Origin of the sequence: Pedobacter aquatilis, from assembly GCF_032678405.1 — a bacterium.
Taxonomy (GTDB): Bacteria; Bacteroidota; Bacteroidia; order Sphingobacteriales; family Sphingobacteriaceae; genus Pedobacter; species Pedobacter aquatilis_A.
Genome location: NZ_JAVTSJ010000005.1, coordinates 100426 through 120291, shown reverse-complemented (window position 1 = coordinate 120291; position 19866 = coordinate 100426). Strand labels below are relative to the sequence as shown.

Annotated in this window: 13 protein-coding genes; 3 read left to right on the top strand and 10 right to left on the bottom strand. The window is 41.9% G+C overall.

Translation table 11 applies throughout. The features are described 5' to 3' along the window. Nucleotide 1: 1 nt before the first annotated feature. From R2R71_RS14240 to R2R71_RS14200, 9 genes are all read right to left on the bottom strand, one after another. Nucleotides 2–3286, bottom strand: a complete 3285-nt coding sequence (locus tag R2R71_RS14240) for an efflux RND transporter permease subunit (protein ID WP_316831947.1) — start codon at nt 3284–3286, stop codon at nt 2–4. Between the two features lie 13 nt (nt 3287–3299). Beyond that, complete coding sequence (locus R2R71_RS14235; protein WP_316831946.1) at nt 3300–4688, bottom strand: TolC family protein; 1389 nt, start codon at nt 4686–4688, stop codon at nt 3300–3302. A 181-nt stretch (nt 4689–4869) separates the two neighbouring features. Then, nucleotides 4870–5295, bottom strand: a complete 426-nt coding sequence (locus tag R2R71_RS14230) for an SRPBCC family protein (protein WP_316831945.1) — start codon at nt 5293–5295, stop codon at nt 4870–4872. Nucleotides 5296–5377: 82 nt separating this feature from the next. Next, on the bottom strand, nt 5378–7969 hold the full coding sequence (locus R2R71_RS14225) for an ATP-binding protein (RefSeq protein ID WP_316831944.1): 2592 nt from the start codon (nt 7967–7969) through the stop codon (nt 5378–5380). Between the two features lie 170 nt (nt 7970–8139). Then, nucleotides 8140–9786: a hypothetical protein gene (locus tag R2R71_RS14220; RefSeq protein ID WP_316831943.1), complete on the bottom strand. Its 1647-nt coding sequence runs from the start codon at nt 9784–9786 to the stop codon at nt 8140–8142. 68 nt (nt 9787–9854) lie between these two features. After that, entirely contained in the window at nt 9855–10784 is a 930-nt protein-coding gene (locus tag R2R71_RS14215; RefSeq protein WP_316831942.1) for a helix-turn-helix domain-containing protein, read from the bottom strand. Nucleotides 10785–11291: 507 nt separating this feature from the next. Then, entirely contained in the window at nt 11292–11876 is a 585-nt protein-coding gene (locus tag R2R71_RS14210; protein WP_316831941.1) for a TetR/AcrR family transcriptional regulator, read from the bottom strand. 79 nt (nt 11877–11955) lie between these two features. Further along, nucleotides 11956–12714 carry a glucose 1-dehydrogenase gene (locus R2R71_RS14205; RefSeq protein ID WP_316831940.1) on the bottom strand — a complete coding sequence of 253 codons (759 nt, stop codon included), beginning with the start codon at nt 12712–12714 and terminating at the stop codon, nt 11956–11958. A gap of 569 nt (nt 12715–13283) precedes the next feature. Continuing rightward, complete coding sequence (locus R2R71_RS14200; protein ID WP_316831939.1) at nt 13284–13511, bottom strand: helix-turn-helix transcriptional regulator; 228 nt, start codon at nt 13509–13511, stop codon at nt 13284–13286. 524 nt (nt 13512–14035) lie between these two features. Between R2R71_RS14200 and R2R71_RS14195 the strand changes: the two genes are divergently transcribed. The 3 genes from R2R71_RS14195 to R2R71_RS14185 are packed head-to-tail and all read left to right on the top strand — an operon-like array spanning nt 14036 to nt 19388. Continuing rightward, nucleotides 14036–14755, top strand: coding sequence for a TlpA disulfide reductase family protein (locus R2R71_RS14195; RefSeq protein WP_316831938.1), 720 nt, complete (start codon nt 14036–14038; stop codon nt 14753–14755). Between the two features lie 2 nt (nt 14756–14757). After that, the gene (locus tag R2R71_RS14190) at nt 14758–18006 is read left to right on the top strand and encodes a SusC/RagA family TonB-linked outer membrane protein (RefSeq protein ID WP_316831937.1); all 3249 of its coding nucleotides are present in this window, start codon (nt 14758–14760) and stop codon (nt 18004–18006) included. Between the two features lie 17 nt (nt 18007–18023). After that, entirely contained in the window at nt 18024–19388 is a 1365-nt protein-coding gene (locus R2R71_RS14185) for a RagB/SusD family nutrient uptake outer membrane protein (RefSeq protein WP_316831936.1), read from the top strand. A 47-nt stretch (nt 19389–19435) separates the two neighbouring features. On the opposite strand, the gene R2R71_RS14180 is transcribed toward R2R71_RS14185, so the two are convergent. After that, complete coding sequence (locus R2R71_RS14180; RefSeq protein WP_316831935.1) at nt 19436–19825, bottom strand: hypothetical protein; 390 nt, start codon at nt 19823–19825, stop codon at nt 19436–19438. Nucleotides 19826–19866: the final 41 nt, after the last annotated feature.

Here is a 19866-nt window from a genome sequence, read left to right as displayed (position 1 = left end):
GTTATTCGTTTTCTGCTAAACCTTTAATGTAATGTATGCTGTCTTCATCCTCCGGGTCGAGTGACATAGAATCTGTGCTTTGTTTGCCCTGCACCCATGCGAATACCAAAGGTAATACAATAAGTACGGCAAAGGTTGATGCAAGTAAACCACCGATTACCGCCCTGCCCAGTGGTGAAACGGCACCACCACCTTCGCCATGGCCGATAGCCATTGGCAACATACCGGCAATCATTGCAATACTGGTCATGATAATCGGGCGTAAACGCAATGCTGCTGCTTCGCGGGCCGATGCCAGTGCATCTCCGTTATGTTTACGCAATTGCTCGGCATTGGTAATGAGTAAAACCGCATTGGCAATGGATACCCCGACTGACATGATGATACCCATATACGACTGCAGGTTTAAGGTAGATCCTGTGAGGGTTAATAATAGCAGTGAACCAAGTATTACCGCCGGAACGGTTGCTAAAATAACCAAAGGCACTTTAAACGACTGGAAATTTGCAGCGAGCATTAAAAAGATCACCACAATGGCGACAAATAAGCCCGATTGTAGGCTGTCAAGCGTCTCGGTAAGTACTTTGCTCATTCCAATAGGAGAAACGTTTAGACCCCTTGGCAGTTCGCCGAGTGCTGCAATTGCTTTATCAACATCTTTTGATGCTGTTCCCAGATCGGTATGGTAAAGGTTTGCCGTAACCGAAAGGAATGGCATTGCGCCAATATTGTCATTCTCACCGTAAGTGGTATCCGGCGTAATCTTGGCAACGTCGCTTAAAACAGGTCTTGCTGCATTTTTTAAGAGCGGTATTTCGCCAATATCATCTTTATTTGTCATTTGGTTTAAAGGTACCTGCACCTGAACACTATACGGTAAGGAAGCTTTTTCATCGAGCCAGATATTTTTATCCGTATAACGTGATGAAGAGGTCGAGGCAATCAGCGAACGCGAAATATCGGCCATATCAACCCCAATCTGCGCAGCCCTGGTGCGGTCGATATCAATATTCAATGAAGGATATTTAATCGGCTGTGCAATCTGTACATCACGCATGTAAGGGATGTTTTTCAGCTCCGCTAAAATTTTCTTCGCATACTTTTCGTTCAGCTTTTTGTTCTTACCTGCAATACGTACTTCAACCGGTGTAGGGGAGCCCTGGCTTAAAACCTTGTCGGTAAGTTCTATGGGCTCGAACGAAAGCTTAACATCAGGTAAAACTGTTTTGATTTTATCCCTGAAAGCATCTTTAAAATCGTCCATATCACCTTCAAAATCCTTTAAGCTTACCTGGAAAACAGCTTCGTGCGGGCCGGTCATGAAAAGGTAGATCGGATTTACAGAAAACTGCGCCGGATGCTGCCCTACATATACGGATGATATGCCAACATGTTCAGGACCAACCATTTTTTTAAGTTCTGCCAGAACGGTATTTGCTTTTTCCTCGGTACGTTCCAAACGTGTCCCGTCAGGTGCACGCAACCTTAACTGGAACTGGCTGGAGTTTACCCTTGGCAAAACATCGCGACCAATATTAACCAGTAATAACGCCGCAATACCGATAATTACAAACAAATAAATTAATACGACCGATTTACGGTAAGGCAAGATGCGGTCGATAAAACGCATGAAACGATTCCTGAATTTATCAAAGAAACCAATTTTTCCATCGCCGCTGAAATCGTCTCTTTCTACTAAAACTTTTTTCTGGTTAAGGGTATCTTTTTCCGATTCGAGTGTAATTCCCGTTGCCGTAAAGTCTGCTTCATCCTGTGTAATGCCCGGATGGTGTTCTGCACCTTTTTTAGGGTGCGCTTTCATCAGCCAGTTGGCCATAATGGGCACAAAGGTTTGTGATAAAAGGAAGGAAACCACCATCGAGAAGCCAATGGCAAGGGCCAAGGGTAAGAACAAGGCGCCCGGAATCCCTGACATGGTAAATGCCGGGGCAAACACAGCCAGGATACAAAAGAGAATTAAAAGCTTCGGAAAGGCAATTTCCTTACAGGCATCCCAGATGGCAAGTGCCTTGGGCTTACCCATGTCGAAGTGCTGGTGTATGTTTTCGATGGTTACCGTCGATTCATCCACGAGAATACCGATGGCCAGTGCCAGACCACTTAATGTCATGATGTTAATGGTTTGCCCGAAGAGTTTTAAAAACAGTACCCCGGCGATAATCGATGTCGGAATGGTTAAAATTACAATCAGGGCAGCTCTTCTGTCGCCGAGGAAAAGTAAAACCATCAATCCTGTTAAAATCGCCCCGATGGCCCCCTCGCTGATTAAACTTTTTACGGCATTGATAACATATACCGACTGGTCGAACTCATAGGATAAGGTTACATCCTCAGGTAAGGAAGCCTGGATATTGGGCAGGTTTTTCTTCAGATTTTTTACCACATCCCAGGTAGAGGCATCACCCGATTTTGCAATGCTCAGGTAAACTGACCGCTTTCCGTTTATCAAGGCATAACCTGCTACTAAATCGGCACCATCTTTCACCGTAGCCACATCGCGAAGCTGTAAATTCTGAACGCCACCTTTAAAAAGCGGGATGTTTTCAAAATCCTTAACCTTTTTAATAGTGTAGTTGGTAGGGGTGATGTAGTTTTTATCGCCTATCCTGATATTTCCCGAAGGAGCTGTCTGGTTGTTCAGGCGGATGGCTTCAACAACCTGATCGACCGTTAAATTGTGCGAACGTAACAACGAAGGGTTAACATTAATCTCGATGGTACGCGGGCTACCCCCAAAAGGTGCGGGCGACAATAATCCCGGAATAGCGGAGAAACCCGGGCGGATATAAGTGTTTGCCAGATCCTGCAGTTCGTTGTTGGTACGTTTAGGGCTGCTTAATACGAGCTGCCCTACCGGAAGTGAGGAAGCATCAAAGCGGATAACAAAAGGCGGTTGTGAGCCGGGCGGAAAGATTGCCTGCGCCCGGGTAGAGAGCGCACTGAGCTCGGCTGCTGCCTGCGCCATGTTTGTACCCTCGTAATAAGTTAACTTCATCAGCATTAAACCCTGTGTGTTTTTGGTTTCGATGCTTTTAATACCATTGGCAAACAGCAAAATGTTAACATATTGCTTGCCGAAATAGGCCTCCATCTGGTTAGGCGTATAACCACCAAAGGGGTGTGCAATGTAAATTACCGGTAAATTCATCTGCGGCAGGATATCAACCTTGATCTGGTTAATTGCCCCTATACCAAAGAAAAATAAACCTGCTACTAAAACAAGTATTGAAATTGGTTTTCGTAATGCGAAACGTATTAAGTTCATTTATGGAAACGTATTAAAATTCGTTGATAAAGCTTTCGAAGTTGCCTAAGGCGGCTGATTTTAACAATAAGGCCTGCCATACATTGGTATAGGCAATATCGCGGTCGGTTTCTGCCCGGTTAAGTGTAAAAAGCGACTGGGTTAAATCTACCAGCGTAGTGAGGCCGTTTTTGTAAAGTACACTTTTCTGCAGGTAAGCATCTGATGCGGCTTTAACCTGAACGGGTGCTTCTTTATAATTATCCAGTGCATTTTTTAGCTTGGTTTCGGCAAGGGCCAGTTGCGATTTTAACTGCTGGTCTACAAGCTCATATTCATTCTTTAAGCCTTCGCTGGTATATTGCTGTGCCCTCACCTGCGGATGGTTTCTTAACAGTGAGGTTAAGTTCCATGTCATTCCTATTCCAATCAAATAGTTTGACCTCGTTGGATTGATGCCATCGAAATAATTGCTGGAGTAATCGTGCTGGTTAAGCAGATAGTTGGAGCCAAAACCCGAGGCACGGCTCTGCATAACCCCAAAAAGCGAAAAGCTTGGGTAATAAAGTCTTTTGAAATAGCTGACCTGCTGGTTGCTTACATCAATCCTGTTCTGGTAAAATTTAAGTACCGGATGGGAATTCTTAATGCTGTCGTTTAATAAATCGGCAGGGATTCTGGTAATGGAGGTGGTATCAATGGTATAGGATGTGGCAATGCTGCCCATTAAAACGCCCAAACGGTTCGCCTGTTCCTGCTCAAAATCCTTAGCCCTTGTTAAGGCGATTCGGGCATTTGAAACTTCAGCTTTTGCAAATGAAGAATCGACACCGGCAATTAAACCGTTTTTAGCCCTAACAATGGCGGTATTCTGAAAGGTTACCGCCCTCGAAAGGTTTTTCTCCTGCGATTTAGTTAAACGTTGTGCAGCCAGTAAATTAAGGTAAGCCGCAGTAACCCTGATTTCATGCTGGAACTTCTCCTGTTCCAGGTCGTTTTTATCACGCTGAAAAGCCGCGTCGGCAACTTTTATACGTTGTTTAATCCTGCCAAAGGTGAAAAAATCCCAGTTAACATTAGCCAGGTAAAGGGCCCCGAATGCGGCATTCCAGTTTTGATGATCAAGTGCCGGCCCTGATGAGGCTGTACCCAATCCGCCAAGGCCGTACTGAGGACCGTTTTGCCCGTTAATGGTACCGTAATCCTGTTGTGCACTCAGACTGAAATTGGGTAAGTAGTCTCTCTTTGCCTGCTGAATACCGGATTTTGATGCATTTGCATAATTATTTTTGGCTTTTATTGTGCCATAATTCGTTAATGCGGTATTTACAGCTTCTTTTAAGGTTAAGGTTTGGGCATTAACCTGGCAAGCGGTGAGCATAATGATTAGAAAACCGAATTTAAAAAATGATATTCGAGGCATAGTGTATAATTTACACCGCAAATGTAAATTATGATTGCAATAACAAACTATTTAAAGCAAACCAATTATTATTCAAATCAAATAATCATCGAAATGTTACTTAATTGTGGTTTGATTTTTATAGCAACAAAAAAAATCCCCTTTATGCAAGGGGATTCGCTAAGGTTTTTGGCTTTATAGCCTAATCTTGCTCTGTATGGCTTTTGAAATTATCCAAAATAGCCTGCCAGCCACCACGCTGCATTTCAATGGGATTGCTGCTTTCCGGATCGAATGTTTCGGTAATGTGCGTAGTATCGCCGTTGCTTTCGAAAACAATTTTAACCTTACGGCCATCGCCAATCACATATTCAATAAGGCTGTTTTCTTCAACAGTGGTATAAGTTCCGCCGAAATCGAAACTCATGCTGCCATCTTTCGCGGCCATGGTGGTTGAGAAATTTCCGCCTACGCGTAAATCATTCTCCGCCTTAGGGGCATGCCATTCAGGCGATGCAAAAGCCCAGTTTTTAATGTGTTCAGGATTGTTCCAGTATTCCCATACTTTTGCTACCGGTGCATTTACAGTAGCTTCTATTGTTATCGGTGTTAAGTTTTCTGTTGCCATGTTTAAATTATTTATGGTTAAAGGTATCAGAAGATTTTAAGATTGTATGCGGTTAAATCAGACAAATTTAGGGTAGGTTTTATCAATTTGCCGATAGGGGAATCTCAAAATAAAATGTTGAGCCTTCGCCTACTGTGCTTTCTACGCCGATTTTACCCTGGTGCCTTTCTATAATTTCGGCACTTAAATAAAGGCCAATGCCGAAGCCCGAAACCGTATGGTGTTTGCCCACACGATAATAACGGTCGAATAGTTTTTCCAGGTCTTCAGCATCAATGCCGATACCATTATCGCTAACACTTACCTTAACCTTATGGTTATGCACTTCGCATTTTACCTCAATGCGTGTTCCTGCCGGTGAATATTTCACGGCATTGCTGAGCAGGTTCGAAATCACACTTCCAATCTTGTCCCTGTCGGCAAAGAGCGTTACCGGCTCAGTGATTTGCAGCGTAATTTCATGCGAAAACTGAACAATGTCACTTTCTTCTATCAGTTCCTTTAGCAGTTCATCCAGCTGGAAGCTTGATTTTTCTATCAGCAGTTTACCTGATTCCAGACGGGATACATTCAGGAAGCCGTTGATCATTGTGGTCATCTTTCTTACCTGGTTATAAGCCCTGTTAAGTGCCAGCAGGGCATAGGTATCTTCGTTCTTTTTGGCCCTGGCCTGCAAAACCTGCACAAAACCACTAATGGCTGTTAAAGGTGTTTTCAGCTCGTGGCTCACCATGCCAATGAAATCGTTTTTACGGAGCTCATCTTTTTTCAGTTCCGTAATGTCTACACCCGAGCTGATGTAGCCTGTAAAAGTACCATCGGCATGAAAGCGTGGGGTCCCTTTGGCCAGCATCCAGGTATATTCGGCATTGGCGCCCAAAATACGCAGTTCGCCGGTAAAAGGTACTTTCGAATCGAAGGCCGCCTTAAATAAATTTAAATAATTTGCCCTGTCGTCCTCATGGACCAGGTCTACCCAGCCATATTCGACCAGTTGCGACATGGAGCGCCCGGTAAGCCTGATCCAGGCATTGTTAAAATAAGTTGCCTTACCCGTTTCATCGCCCACGGCAATGAAAACATCCGTGGCTTCGGCCATGTTGCGGAAACGGTCTTCACTTTCCTCAATGGCTAAACGATGCTCCACATCATCCGTAATATCCATTAAAACCCCTAAAAACCTGGCCGGCCTGAACTGGTTTTCCGCTACGCTTTTTCCAATCACCCTGATCCACCGGGTTTCTTTAGTTACCGGCTGGATGATCGGGTATTGCACATCAAAAGGCTCGTGTGTGGCCAGAGCTTTAGCCCTTGCCCTTTCAATTACATGTAAATATTCGGGAACAATCGTTGCGGTAACATCTGCCCACTTAATGCTTTCCTTTAAAGGCAAGCCATAAAATTCGCGTGCCTTTTCTGAGATTTCGAAGTTATCTGTACCCGGTACCACGCTGTAGATACCCAAATTACCCGCGGCAAGGGCCAGGCGTAAACTCTCTTCGGTTTCGGCCAGCTCATCGTTTTTTATGAATAAGCTTTCCTGCGCTTCCTCGAGCTCTTCGTTGGTTGCAGCCAGTTCTTCGTTGGTAGCGGTTAGTTCTTCGTTTGAAGCCGCCAGCTCTTCGGTTGTTGCCTGTAACTCCGATTTGCTTTCTTCCAAACGCTTAAAACTTTCAACCTGTTCGGTAATTTCCTTTACCGAAGCCAGTATATAGGCTACATTTCCGTTTTCGTCAACTATGGGGTCGTAAGAGAAATCTACGTAAATCAGCTTTATTTCGCCATTGGGATAAGAAATATTCACAGGCACTTCGGGCATGGCTATACGTTTTCCGGTGCGGAACACATCTGCCAGCAGCTTTGGGAAACGCTGCTCATTAAGCTCCGGGAAAACATCGGTTATCCTCCTGCCCACAACATCCTTCAGCTCACGCTGCCAGATATGGAGCATTTTAGGGTTTGGCAGTTCAATAATCAAGCTTTCCCCTTTTAGCAGGGTCATGGCAATATTTGCCGTAGCAATAATGTTTTGCAGCAGCAGCCTGCTCGATTGAAGGTCTTTGGTGCGTTCTTCAACCCTGTTTTCCAAAACGGCGTTTAAATGCTGAAGTTCCTTTCTGGAGTTGGCCAAAGCCTCATTGGTAATCAGCAGGTCTTCGAGATTGGCCTGCAGCTCTTCGTGCGAGGCCTGTAGCTCTTCATGCGTATCTGATAGTTTGCGGTTAAGTGTTTCTTCACGTTCCATGTAACCGCTAATGGCCTTGTGTTGCTGTATTTTTGCAGTAATGTTTTCTGTTTTTACGAGCAGAAATTCAGCAACATCAGCTGTATCGCTAATGGGCTCGATTTCTACCTGCCACCAGCTGGTTTCCATCGTGCTTAAATCGGCCGATGGTACATCATACTGGAAAGGCGGGAGTTGTATCTTAATTTTTTCCCGGCTTGCGGTGGTGAGCCCGTCAATCAGTATGCGGGTGCCCTCGTTATTGTCATCCCTGGGGTAAGCCTCCCATACCGATAGGCCGGTTACATCGCGGTCTGCAGTATAGGTATCGCGTTTAAAGGCTTCGTTATAGGCAACAATGGTAAAGTCGGGTACATCGGTTTTGAGAATAATCCTGGGGATATCATCATTAAAAAGGGATCTGAACAGGGGCGATGTTAAAACGTTCATTTAAAAATTCAGGGATGCTTGGATTTTATAACAAGTTAGGTTAATTTTTTGTTTTCTAAAATCTTTAATAATGCGGTCCTGAAAATCATCGTTAAGGGGTTCTGTAAAAGCGCTGCCAGTATTTTATTTTTTTATGTAGCATGTGGTTGTTTTACCCCTGGCTGCCTGGCTTAGTTGATGGTCAGATCCATATACTGTCCCACAATAAATGCCCGGTCTTTCGTCTTTTCAAATTCACTTAGCATGATGGTTTTATCCTGTGCCAACTTGATATTAATAAAATCCTTGTCATTGATACGCACCTTTAGCTGCTGGTTAAAATCGAACATATCGGGCGATAGGTATAAACGTATTTTCTTTACCCTCGAAGCGCTGATGTTAATGTTATTACCGTTTGCTTCGGCTACTATGGCACCCGATTTCCTTTTGTAAAAGTTTGCCTTGACCGTTTTACCATTCTGCGTAAGGATGGGGCTGTATTCTTTTTGCCACTCCTTTTTTTCGGCGAGGGTATCGAGTGCTGTAATCTCGATCCATGCATTTCTGCCATTGCTTATGTCGTCGGTTTCCCAGTTTATTTTTTGCGGAAAGGGGTTTCGCTGCTGCTTAAAAAGTAAATCGTAAATAAAAAAAGTAGCTTCAGGCGATTCGGTGGGCAATCCGTGATCGCCCTTTAAGGTATAGTTTTCCCAGTTTGCCCCAATGCTTTTAGCCATATCGTACACCGGTTCTATTCGTTTTGCCGGAAATAATTCATCATCATCTGCCGAAATACCGTAAAAACGCTGTCCATTACGCAGGTTGGCGAGGAAAGTATCGCCCGAGTATAAAGAAGGAAAATAGCAAACCCCATACATCGCTGCAAAAAGGCTGGGCTTATTCAGGGCAAAGCCAAAGGCGCCACGTCCGCCATCTGAATGCCCGCCAACATAAACCCTGTTGTCGTCGATGTTATACAGGCTTTTTGTTAAAACAATTTCTTGCTCAATGGCCGAAAAAGCATCCTGGTAGTCTACCCAGTTAATATCCTGACGGGCAAAGGCATATAAAATGATAGCGCCTTCCTGTAAAGGTTTCATCAATACCTCTTTTTCCCACTTAGGTATCATCGAATTTACATAAAACTGCTTGCGCCTTGTGGCCGCACCATGCAGGTAAACGTAAAGGAAATGCTTTTTTGCAGGGTTGTAATTTTTTGGAATATAGAGCAGGAAAGGCATTTTAATGGTATCCCTTACCGTGATGTGGTAAAGGGTCCAGTGGTCTTTTACCGGTGGGACAGGGAAGGCGTTAAAATTTTTTATCCATTGTTTAAGCTGTGCTGGCGATTGGTTAATCAGTTTTTCTTTCGCTTTAGTCGGGCTGCTTAAGGCCGCTGAACGAATTCTTTTTGTGCTGTCGTTAATGGAAGAGATATAATTACTTTGCTCCAGTTGCCAGGCATCATATTTGGTTTTTAATGCGGCGATGATCGATTTACCTGCCGCAGAATTGCGGAAGCAGCTGTTGAGTGAGTCGCTTGCAAAATATTCATAATTGTAGAAATCCTGAGACTTGCTGAAGCTACGCTCGCCATAGGCGATGGCTTTTTGTTCATCGCCGCTTTTACAGGCAGATTGAGATGCCCGGTAGTAGGTGTAATTTCCGGTATCGCCCGCCTGAATGCCTTTTTCATAGTAGATTAAGGCTTTGGCATAGCGTGCCGTTTCAAAATAAGCACTTGCCGTATCCAGGTAACTCCTTGATACCTTATTTTGTGAAAAACAAGCTGCTGTAGCAGCGAAAAACAAGAACAGGCTAGCCGATAGAAATTTCATATACATCTTTGATTTATACAAATTTAAGCGGCCTGAAAAAATAAAAATTGTACAAATTGGCCAATGTTTTAGCTTTGAATCAGCTTGAATATGAGCTTATCGTTACCCAGCTTACGTACCTGCCCGAAAAAGGCACCGGGGTTTTCACCCGACATTTTCCGGTAGATTTTATTGAAGTAAGACTGATCGTAAAAATGACTGCTATAGCCGATATCGGTGAGTCGCTTAAACTGCTGGTGGTATAATTTGTTTTCGAGTGAATTACGGAAGCGGGCAATCTGGCGGTAAACCACGGGCGAAACACCAATGGCGTCTTTGAATTTACGGTTAAAACTGCGCAGCGAAAACCCGCTTTGTGTACATATATCCTCAATCTGGTAGTTGTTTTCCAGGTCGGTGAGTAGTGCCAGAGGTTTTTCGAGAAAGCTAAATTCGCCGGGTGCTATTATGCCCAACAAAAAGTTTTCAAGTATCTCAATCCTTTTTTCCAAAGTATTTTCATTGAAAACCTGCTTCAGGCTTTGCTGGTAAAGGGGCTTGTTATCCCATTCTGCCAGTTCGAAGCCTTCCATCAGCACTGACAGGGGCGATGATACAAAGGCATTTAAGCCCAATGGTTTAAAGAATATGCTTATCCGGTCGGTTTTTCCACGCATTTCTACCCGCAGGGGCATAGGCCTTTTGGCCTGTAGTAAAGTCATGAATTCACGCTGCGGGTCTTCAAATACTTCAACTACTTTGTCGCTTCTTTTGCCATTGGCCTTATGATAAATGCTAACCACATTGCAGGTATGTGGAAATGAATAGTGGGCACTCCTGAAATCGTGCCGTTCTTCCCTGATGAAGTAATAAAAATCGATATACTTTGCTAAGGCAGGTTGAGGCTGGAGCGTAAGGATATTCATGGCATCTGTTTCTACTGAACTGCAAAATAGTAAATAAATTTTCTTTTTAGCTGCCGCGATAAATTCGTTCGGCGGGCTAGCTGCATGGGCCATCTGGTTTTAACCGTAGAAAGCCAAAGGAAAGCCTGTCGTAAATAACCAATATCCAATAATCAATTTTCAATAATGATTAGTTCATTGGTCATTGGTCATTGGTTCATTCGTTCATTGGGCAGGGTGCAGAGTAGGTTCAATGGTTCAAAGATTTTTCCATTCCGTTTCACTCCAGTCGAAATGACGGAATGTGGAGGCAGTGTTAGTTAAGTGCAAATTTGTTAGAGATCCTTCCTGTCGTCAGGATGACAATCTATAAGGCGTCATTGCGAGGAAGAATGACGAAGCAATCTCTCTCACTAAGTTACAACCGATGATTGCTTGGCTCGCTCGTATCCAGCGTCGCAAATACGGGTTGATATGTCCTTCGACTACGCTCAGGATGACAGTTGGGGTTGTAAATGGGGGAATTGCTTCATTGGTCATTTTTCATTGGTTCAAAGATTTCTCCATTCCGTTGCACTCCAGTCGAAATGACGGAATGTGGAGGCAGGATGACAGGAAGGGTTAAGCTTTTAAACTCGCCAGACAAACATTTACAATGTCATCAAACATTTTTTTACTTGCATCGAATTTCATCGTTACCCTTAGCCCATTTAATGAATTAAAAATAAACCTCGCTAAAGACTGCGCCGTGTATGTTTTGGTAAATATACCTTGTGCCTGTCCTTTCTCAATCGCCCTGGTAATCAGCATTTCGGTATCCTTCATTATGTCGTTTGCTATGGCGGCCACATCACTATCAACAGTGCCCAATTCTACTGCTGAGTTTACCATAAAACAACCCCTTGACCGGTTTTCATTCAATGCATCTTCCTTTACCGCCTCAAAAACCTGTTTCAGGTAAGCTTCAATATCCACCGCGGTATTTAATCCCTCCATTACCGGATCAATGCGCTCTTTACGGTATTGTTTCAGGGCCATCACAAAAAGCGAATGCTTATCGCCATAAGTATCGTACAAACTCGAACGGCTAATGCCCAGTCCATCAACCAGATCCTGCGCTGATGTTGCATTATAGCCCTTTTGCCAGAAGAGGTTCATCGCCTTATCTAAAACTTCTGTTTCGTTAAATACCTTGCTGCGTGCCATAAAAAAAACCTTTGTGAAATATATGATCTCACAAAGGTAAGTAATTTGGAACAGGCGTTCCGTATTTAGCCAAAAAAAATTACAAGCGCATGGGTACATTGATTGATGCACCACTATCGATGGTAATTTCGCTGCCCGAAATAAAGGAAGCCTCATCTGAAGCTAAAAAGGTAATGAGCCCGGCCACTTCTTCTGCGGTGCCATAGCGTTTAAAAGGCATTAAGGTTTTAATATGTTCGTGGATTTCATCGTTGGCAAAGGCACCTTTGTGTATACCCGGTGTTTCGGTTAAAGCAGGTTCTACCACGTTTACCCTGATTTTCCTTGCCGCCAGCTCGAGGGCTGCGTTTTTACTGTAAGCCACTAAAGCCGCCTTGCTGGCCGAGTAAATGGCATTGCCGGCATTAAAAGAAAAGGCCGAAACCGAGGCTAAATGGATTACCGAAGCGCCATCAACCAAAAGGGGTACAAACTTTTCGGTAGTAAAAACAGCACCCTTGAAATTCACCCCTGCCACGGCATCGAATGTTTCTTCAGTAATTTGCCCGATGGGCTCAAATACTTCCACGCCACCCGCATTTACAAGGAGGATATCGACCTTGCCAAATAACGATTTCACTTCTGCCGCCAGCTTTTCTGTTTCTTTCACGCTCGAAGCATCGGCACGGATGCCTGTTGCATTGGCACCCAATGCTTCCACTGCCTCATCAAGGGTAGCCTGCTTGCGCCCTGTGATCACCACTTTTGCACCTTGTGCAATAAATGCTTTGGCCGTAGCAAAGCCTATACCCGATGTACCACCGGTTACCACGGCTACTTTATCTTTTAACTTATTCATTTTTCTTTTTTTAATTAATAATGGAATGATTGTTCCGTAAAGGTATGTTATTTGGAACGAACATTCCAAATGTTATTTATGATTAAATGATTAGGTGTTGGAAGACAGGAGTTTAAGATAGATGTGATGTTAGTTTATTGGTCATTGGTCATTAGTCATTAGTCATTGGTCATTGGTCATTGGTTCATTGGTCATTGGTCATTGGTTCATTCGTTCATTGGGCAGGGTGCAGAGTAGGTTCAATGGTTCAAAGATTTCTCCATTCCGTTGCACTGCAGTCGAAATGACGGAATGTGGAGGCAGGGTTAGTTAAGTGCAAATAGGTTGCAGATCCTTCCTGTCGTCAGGATGACAATCTATAACACGTCATTGCGAGGAAGAATGACGAAGCAATCTCTCTCACTAAGTTACAACCGATGATTGCTTTGGCTCGCTCGTATCCAGCGTCGTAAATACGGGATGATATGTCCTTCGACTACGCTCAGGATGACAGTTGAGGCTACATGCTTAGTGGTAGTGGGGAGCAAATGGGTTATAAATCCTTCCCGTCGTCAGGATGGCAATATTATCTACTTAAAATCAAGGAGGTCCTTTGGATCAATCTTTAATCCTTCGGCTAATGACAGTAAGGTAATAATTGATGGTGCCGTTTCACCCTTTTCGATGCGGTGTATCTGGCTGTGATCAACATCAGCAAGTTGTTCAAGCACCCTAAGGCTTACATCTTTGCTACTCCTTAATTTTTTAAGGTGCAAGCCGAAGGCCTTCAATATCTCCGCTTTTCTTGTAGGTTCCACATAACAAATAGAAAAAAATAGAATAATTTATTTGTAGGATAATTTGCATACAATACTCCTTTTTGCTATATTCGTTTAACTAAATATTGTAGAGAAGCCTGGTCATATAATGATGACGTTTTGAGGCATTCTATACTTGTACACCTTACATATGAACCTGCAAATAAAACATTTCCGAACAGCCACAATGCTTTATTTCAAAGTGATATATGTTTTTGCAGTCAGCTTTATTCAAAAATATTCCCTTTATGTTGATCATCCATTTGAATGCCCGTTTGATTATTTGTATGCGTTAAAACCTAAGAATCCTGTATAAAGTCTTTAACCCCGCTATGCTCAGTTTTTTCATTAAAGTTTAAGGTTAATTAGAATTAAATGAGCAGGCGGGGTTTGTTTTAATGCAATTATTCATTTTTCACGAGTTTAACCTTTTGTTATTTCAAATGCATAGGCAGGTAAGTTTGCCATTACCTGAATATAACAATGTCAATTGATTTGGCTGGTTAAACTACAATTAGAAATTTATGGTTAAAAAAATAACGGCCCTTGCCGTAAGGGCTCTGCCATGCTTAAAAAAAACACAAGCTATGGTCAATCAAACGGTTAAAAAACATTATTTAAATCACTATTACATTACATACAATTTAACATCTGTAAGTCGGCTTGCAATAAGCGAAATCAGGCTTGAAAGGCTCAGGCGATCAGTAACCCTACGTATGCTTGCTCTGTTGTTGATAATAATCTCGAACAGCAGTTTGTATGCTCAAACTAAACCACTTCGTATTGGTGATTCAGTGCCGGATTTAGTTTTTAAGGAGATTCTTAATAATCATATAAAAGAATTGAGGCTGAGCAATTTTAAGAATAAGGCTATTATTCTCGATTTCTGGGCTACCTGGTGCGCAAGCTGTGTTAAAACCTTTCCACACCTTGATAGCCTGCAAAGAATATACCCTGATCATTTGCAACTGCTATTACTTAATATTTCAACCAGAGACAGTATAGCTATTTTGAAAACCTTCATTAGCACCCAAAAAAAAGTATTACCCCAATTTAGTGTCCCCATTATTAAGGCAGAAATAGCATTAAAAAAATTATTTCCTTTCTATGCATTACCACATTATGTATGGATTTCAAAGTCGGGAAAAATTGTAGCTATAACAGGTGCAGAAGAATTGACAAAGAATAATATCAGTCATTTTCTAGCAGGCGAAGAACTAACCTTAACAATTAAAACTAACTAACGATGCAACATAATCAATTTAACGCACAGCATAACCGCTGGAAATACCTGCTCTTAATTAGCGCTGTAGTATTATTGGTATTAGTAGGTATAACTGCTTTTGGCCAGCAGGCTGCGCCCTTTATTTGGAAGGGTCATGTTACGGATGAAACAGGAAAAGCCCTGCAATCAACTGTAAGAAGTTTTTATAATGGTACTACAATCGCCAATGATAAAGGTGATTTCATGCTCAATATTAAGCACTCGCCTGATACCCTTTCTGTAACCGCTGTAGGTTATCAACCCATCTTTGTAGCAGTAAAACATAGTGCCAGTGTTGTAGAGCTGGTAATGCACATAAGGGCACAGGATTTGGAAGAAGTGAAGATTGAAACGGGTTATCAAAGTTTAAAGCCTAATGAAATTAACGGCACAGTGTCTGTAATTGATGAAAAGGCACTGAATACCCGAACAGGCACCAACATTTTAGATAGAATATTAGGACAAAGTACAGGCCTTTTGCTTAACGTTGGTAAAAGTAATGGAAACCCACAGAATGCTACCGGCATAAGTGTGCGGGGCCTGGGTACGATAAATGGCCCGCTCGATCCGCTGCTTGTGCTTGATGGTTTTATATATGAGGGGGATATTTCAAACTTAAACCCCAATGATATTGAAAATGTTAGCATTTTAAAAGATGCTTCAGCCGCTGCGATATGGGGTGCGAGGGCAGGCAATGGCGTAATTGTGATTACCACCAAAAAAGGTAAGTTTAACCAGGCCCCGCAATTAGGTTTTAATGCCAATATCAGTGTTCAGGCAATACCCGATTTATATGCAGTAGGTCAGCTGTCGGGTGCAGATCAGGTAGCACTTGAGCGAATGTTGTTTGAAAAGGGATATTTCAATGATCAGATTAGTACGCAGCCCTACAGTGCCTTAACGCCTGCCGTTGAAATACTACTTGCAAGGCGAAACGGGAAAATAAATAACAATGCAGCCGAGGCACATTTAGCAACACTGGCAACACAAGATAGTCGACAGAGTTATCTCGATAATTTCTATACCCATGCACTTACCACAACTTACAGTTTAAATTTAAATGGTGGCGGGCAAAATCAGCGCTATTCCTTTTCTGCAGATTATGATAGGATAAAGGGCGAAAATTACAACACCAGTAATAAACTGAACTTCCATCTTGCCAATGATTTCAAATTATTAAATCACTTAGTGCTTGCAACGAATATTTACTACACGAAATTAAATACCGGATCAGGCCGCCCCGCTTTTAACACCTTACGTACAGGCAAAAGAATTTCATCTTATTACCAGTTTTCAAACAATAATGGCGAAGCATTACCTCTTGCATTAACATACAATGCCGCATATACCGATACAGCGGGAAAAGGAAAACTGTTAGACTGGAAATATTACCCCACAGAAGAATATAAACATAACCACACGATAAACAATAAGGAAGAGATTTTTGCCAGCGCCGCTCTCAAATATCAAATATTTAATGGTTTGCAATTTGATTTGGCTTATCAATATCAGAAACAGCAAAATGAGGTAACAACTATTGCTGATCTGCAAAGTTATTATGCCCGCAATCTGATTAATACCTACACACAGGTAAACAGTACCACTGGTGCAATAACGTATGTTGTACCAAAAGGAGGTATATATAATCAGGGTATTTCCGATGTGCGCACAGCTACAGGTAGGGCACAACTTAATTTTCAAAAAAGTATTGGCCTGCATAGCATCGTTGCAATTACCGGGGCCGAAGCAAGAAATGCTGAAACCACGGGCAGCAGCAATATTCAATACGGATTTCAGGAAGATCCTTTAACCTACTCAAATGTCGATTTTGTAAATATCTATCCTGAAATTCTTTCGGGAAATTATAGTCAGATTCCAAATACCAACTTACTTAGCCATACACGATATCGGTTTATCAGTTTCTATGGTAATGCTGCCTACACTTATGCCGATAAATATCAGTTATCAGGTAGTTTACGTCGGGATGGCTCTAATATATTTGGGGCAAATACAAATGATAGATGGAAGCCGCTATGGTCTGCTGGCTTGGGATGGAGGGTTTCAGGAGAGTCTTTTTACCACCTGGAAAGTATTTCCCTACTGCGCTTGAGTATGAATTATGGAACCAGTGGCAATGTCGACCTTAGCCGTACAGCATCAGCAGTAGCCACATATCTTGATAATACCTTAACCACATTTCCTGCCGCAAGGGTAACAACAATTAATAATCCGGATTTGAGATGGGAACAGCTTCAACAAAGTAATATAAAGCTCGATTTTGAATTAAAATCCAAACGCTTTAAAGGCTCGGTAGCATATTTCGTGAAAAAAGGAACTGATTTATATGGCCCTGCAGCTTATGATTATACGGCCTGGGGCGGTACAAGTGTAATTGTACGTAATGTAGCTAATATGATTGGTAAAGGCCTTGAAATGGAATTTCATAGTTTAAACCTGAAAAGTGCTCGTTTAAACTGGCAAACAGATTTTTTCTTCAATTATAATAATAACAAAACAACGAAATATTACAGCTCAGGTACTTTTGGTTTATTTAACCTTTTAAATGGAGGCGCTAGTATCAATCCGGTTGTTGGCCAGCCACTATATGCATTAGCCGGATATAAATGGGGCGGATTAGATGCCAATGGTAATCCACAGGGTTATCTTAACGGAAAATTAAGTACTGATTATGAAGCCATGTCGATTGAAGCGAGTACTACGGGTAACAATATCGAATTTATTGGCGCTGCAAGCCCTTTATGCTTTGGTTCATTAGTTAATACTTTCACCTACAAAGGTTTTAGTCTTGCGGTTAATTTAAATTTTAAACTTGGCTATTATGTTAAAAAACCATCATTAAGCTATAGTACGCTAATCAATACAGGTATGGGTAACGCTGATTATGAAAATCGGTGGCAAAAGGCCGGTGATGAGTTTTTAACAAATGTCCCCTCATTGGTTTATCCGGTAAATACATTACGCGATGCCTTTTACCAGGCTGCTGCTGTAAATGTGGTTAAAGCAGATCATGTCAGGCTGGATTACATTTCCCTGGCTTACAAGTTTAATTTGATTAAGCTTCATATCCCTTTTAAAACACTTGAATGTTATAGCAATCTTCAGCATGCAGGTTTAATATGGAAAGCAAATAAGGTGGGTATAGACCCCGATTATGCCAACGCCATTCCACCAACAAAAACCTTTGCATTTGGTGTAAGAGGAAATTTTTAAAACTAAGCAGACTAAAAATGAAAACAAGAATATTATTGGCCATACTGCTAATAGCAGGTTTATGGCTACAAGGATGTAAAAAATACCTTGATGTAAAATCCGATGATAAATTGGTAGTTCCGCATACTCTGGATGATGTACAGGCTTTATTAGATGATGCGACAATAATGAACATCAGAACTACACCTAGTTTTGGTGAAGCCATGGCTGATGATTATTTCTGGTTACCGGCAACATACAGTGCCCGGCCGGAAAGTGATCAAAAGCTTTACCAATGGATACCTCAGGAAATGAACTATGGTAATGATTGGTCGCAGGCTTATCGTGCAATATATAATACCAATTTAAGTCTCGAATTGCTTGACCAAATACCAGTTACAACTGCAAATCAATCACAATGGAATAATGCAAAGGGTTCCGCTTTATTTTTCCGTTCCTATTATTTTTTGCTTTTACTGGGGCAATATGGATTTGCTTATGATGAACAAACATCTGATAAAGATCTCGGTATTGTCTTGCGGACAGGTTCAGATTTCAATGTTCCTTCAGTAAGGGCGACTGTGCATGATTGCTATGAACAGATTAATAACGACTTGAAAACTTCATTATCTTATCTGCCTGATTATCCTCAACATGTAATGCGCCCCTCAAAAGGAGCCGCTTATGCATTATTGAGCAGAAGCTATCTTTACATGCGGCAATACAGTGAAACTTTGAAATATGCCGGTGAAGCCTTAAAGCTAAATAGCACATTGATGGATTATAACAATGATGCATCGATAATTAGCCTCACTGCTGCCGTGCCTTTCAGGAAATATAATCAGGAGATTATTTTTTATGCTGAAATGGGTACGTTTACGGCATTTCACATTACCGCCCGGGCTAAGATAGATTCAACGCTGTATGCCAGTTATGCCACAAATGATTTAAGACGGACTTGTTTTTTCAAGGCAAATTCAGGTTACCAGCAGTTTAAAGGCAGTTATGCCGCAAATGCAAATAATTTTTTTACAGGGCTGGCTACCGACGAACAATACCTTAACAGGGCTGAGGCTAACGCATATCTTGGCAATACAAGTGATGCCATGATAGATTTAAATTATTTGATGAAAAAAAGATGGAAAAATACCATTACTTACTCCGCTATCACGGCTACAGATAGAGAAGATGCATTAAAGAAAGTGAGAACAGAACGCCGTAAAGAATTATTGATGCGGAATTTGAGATGGATGGACGTTAAGCGCTGGAACAAGGAAGGGGCAGGGATAATCATGAGGCGAAACATTAATGGAAAAATTGTAGAATTACTGCCCGGGGCAGCTTTCTATGCTTTGCCATTACCAACAGATATCGTTAACCTGACAGGACTTCAACAAAATTAAAAGAAAGGAACAGGCAGATGTTACTGCCTGTTCCTTTTTGAAGAATACTAATTGTGAGGTTCGTTAGAAATTTGCATGGTTCCATCTGCCGAACCGTTTATGTAATTAACGGAAGGCGCAGATGCTGCTGCGGTTAAGTTTAAGCTTGTTTTTAAGGTCGGTGCAGTTGTTGGATTATCTACAAAAGCTGAAGATACCCTGATAGTACAGGCTTGTTCATTTACGTCACTACAAGTATTATCATCTGCATCATATTTCCAGTTACTTTCATCAGTTACTTCGGTAGCTGTATAATCTGGTCCATCATAATAAAAAGTATAACTAATACGTTTGTCGCCTTTCGATACAGCTTTAAAAGCTGAACTCGCAAATACAAGGGTTAATCCAAAAACCAGTGCAAATAAACCTGTACTTAAATTTTTAATTTTTGTTTTCATAATCATAAATGCTTTGTTACATTGAAAAAGCAAGCGAAAAA

Excerpts from the sequence above, each read along its gene's own strand:
- R2R71_RS14220 (WP_316831943.1), bottom strand. The coding sequence starts at position 9,786 with ATGAAATTTCTATCGGCTAGCCTGTTCTTGTTTTTCGCTGCTACAGCA.
- R2R71_RS14225 (WP_316831944.1), bottom strand. The coding sequence starts at position 7,969 with ATGAACGTTTTAACATCGCCCCTGTTCAGATCCCTTTTTAATGATGAT.
- R2R71_RS14215 (WP_316831942.1), bottom strand. The coding sequence starts at position 10,784 with ATGGCCCATGCAGCTAGCCCGCCGAACGAATTTATCGCGGCAGCTAAA.
- R2R71_RS14205 (WP_316831940.1), bottom strand. The coding sequence starts at position 12,714 with ATGAATAAGTTAAAAGATAAAGTAGCCGTGGTAACCGGTGGTACATCG.
- R2R71_RS14235 (WP_316831946.1), bottom strand. The coding sequence starts at position 4,688 with ATGCCTCGAATATCATTTTTTAAATTCGGTTTTCTAATCATTATGCTC.
- R2R71_RS14240 (WP_316831947.1), bottom strand. The coding sequence starts at position 3,286 with ATGAACTTAATACGTTTCGCATTACGAAAACCAATTTCAATACTTGTT.
- R2R71_RS14180 (WP_316831935.1), bottom strand. The coding sequence starts at position 19,825 with ATGAAAACAAAAATTAAAAATTTAAGTACAGGTTTATTTGCACTGGTT.
- R2R71_RS14230 (WP_316831945.1), bottom strand. The coding sequence starts at position 5,295 with ATGGCAACAGAAAACTTAACACCGATAACAATAGAAGCTACTGTAAAT.
- R2R71_RS14190 (WP_316831937.1), top strand. The coding sequence starts at position 14,758 with ATGCAACATAATCAATTTAACGCACAGCATAACCGCTGGAAATACCTG.
- R2R71_RS14210 (WP_316831941.1), bottom strand. The coding sequence starts at position 11,876 with ATGGCACGCAGCAAGGTATTTAACGAAACAGAAGTTTTAGATAAGGCG.
- R2R71_RS14195 (WP_316831938.1), top strand. The coding sequence starts at position 14,036 with ATGGTTAAAAAAATAACGGCCCTTGCCGTAAGGGCTCTGCCATGCTTA.
- R2R71_RS14185 (WP_316831936.1), top strand. The coding sequence starts at position 18,024 with ATGAAAACAAGAATATTATTGGCCATACTGCTAATAGCAGGTTTATGG.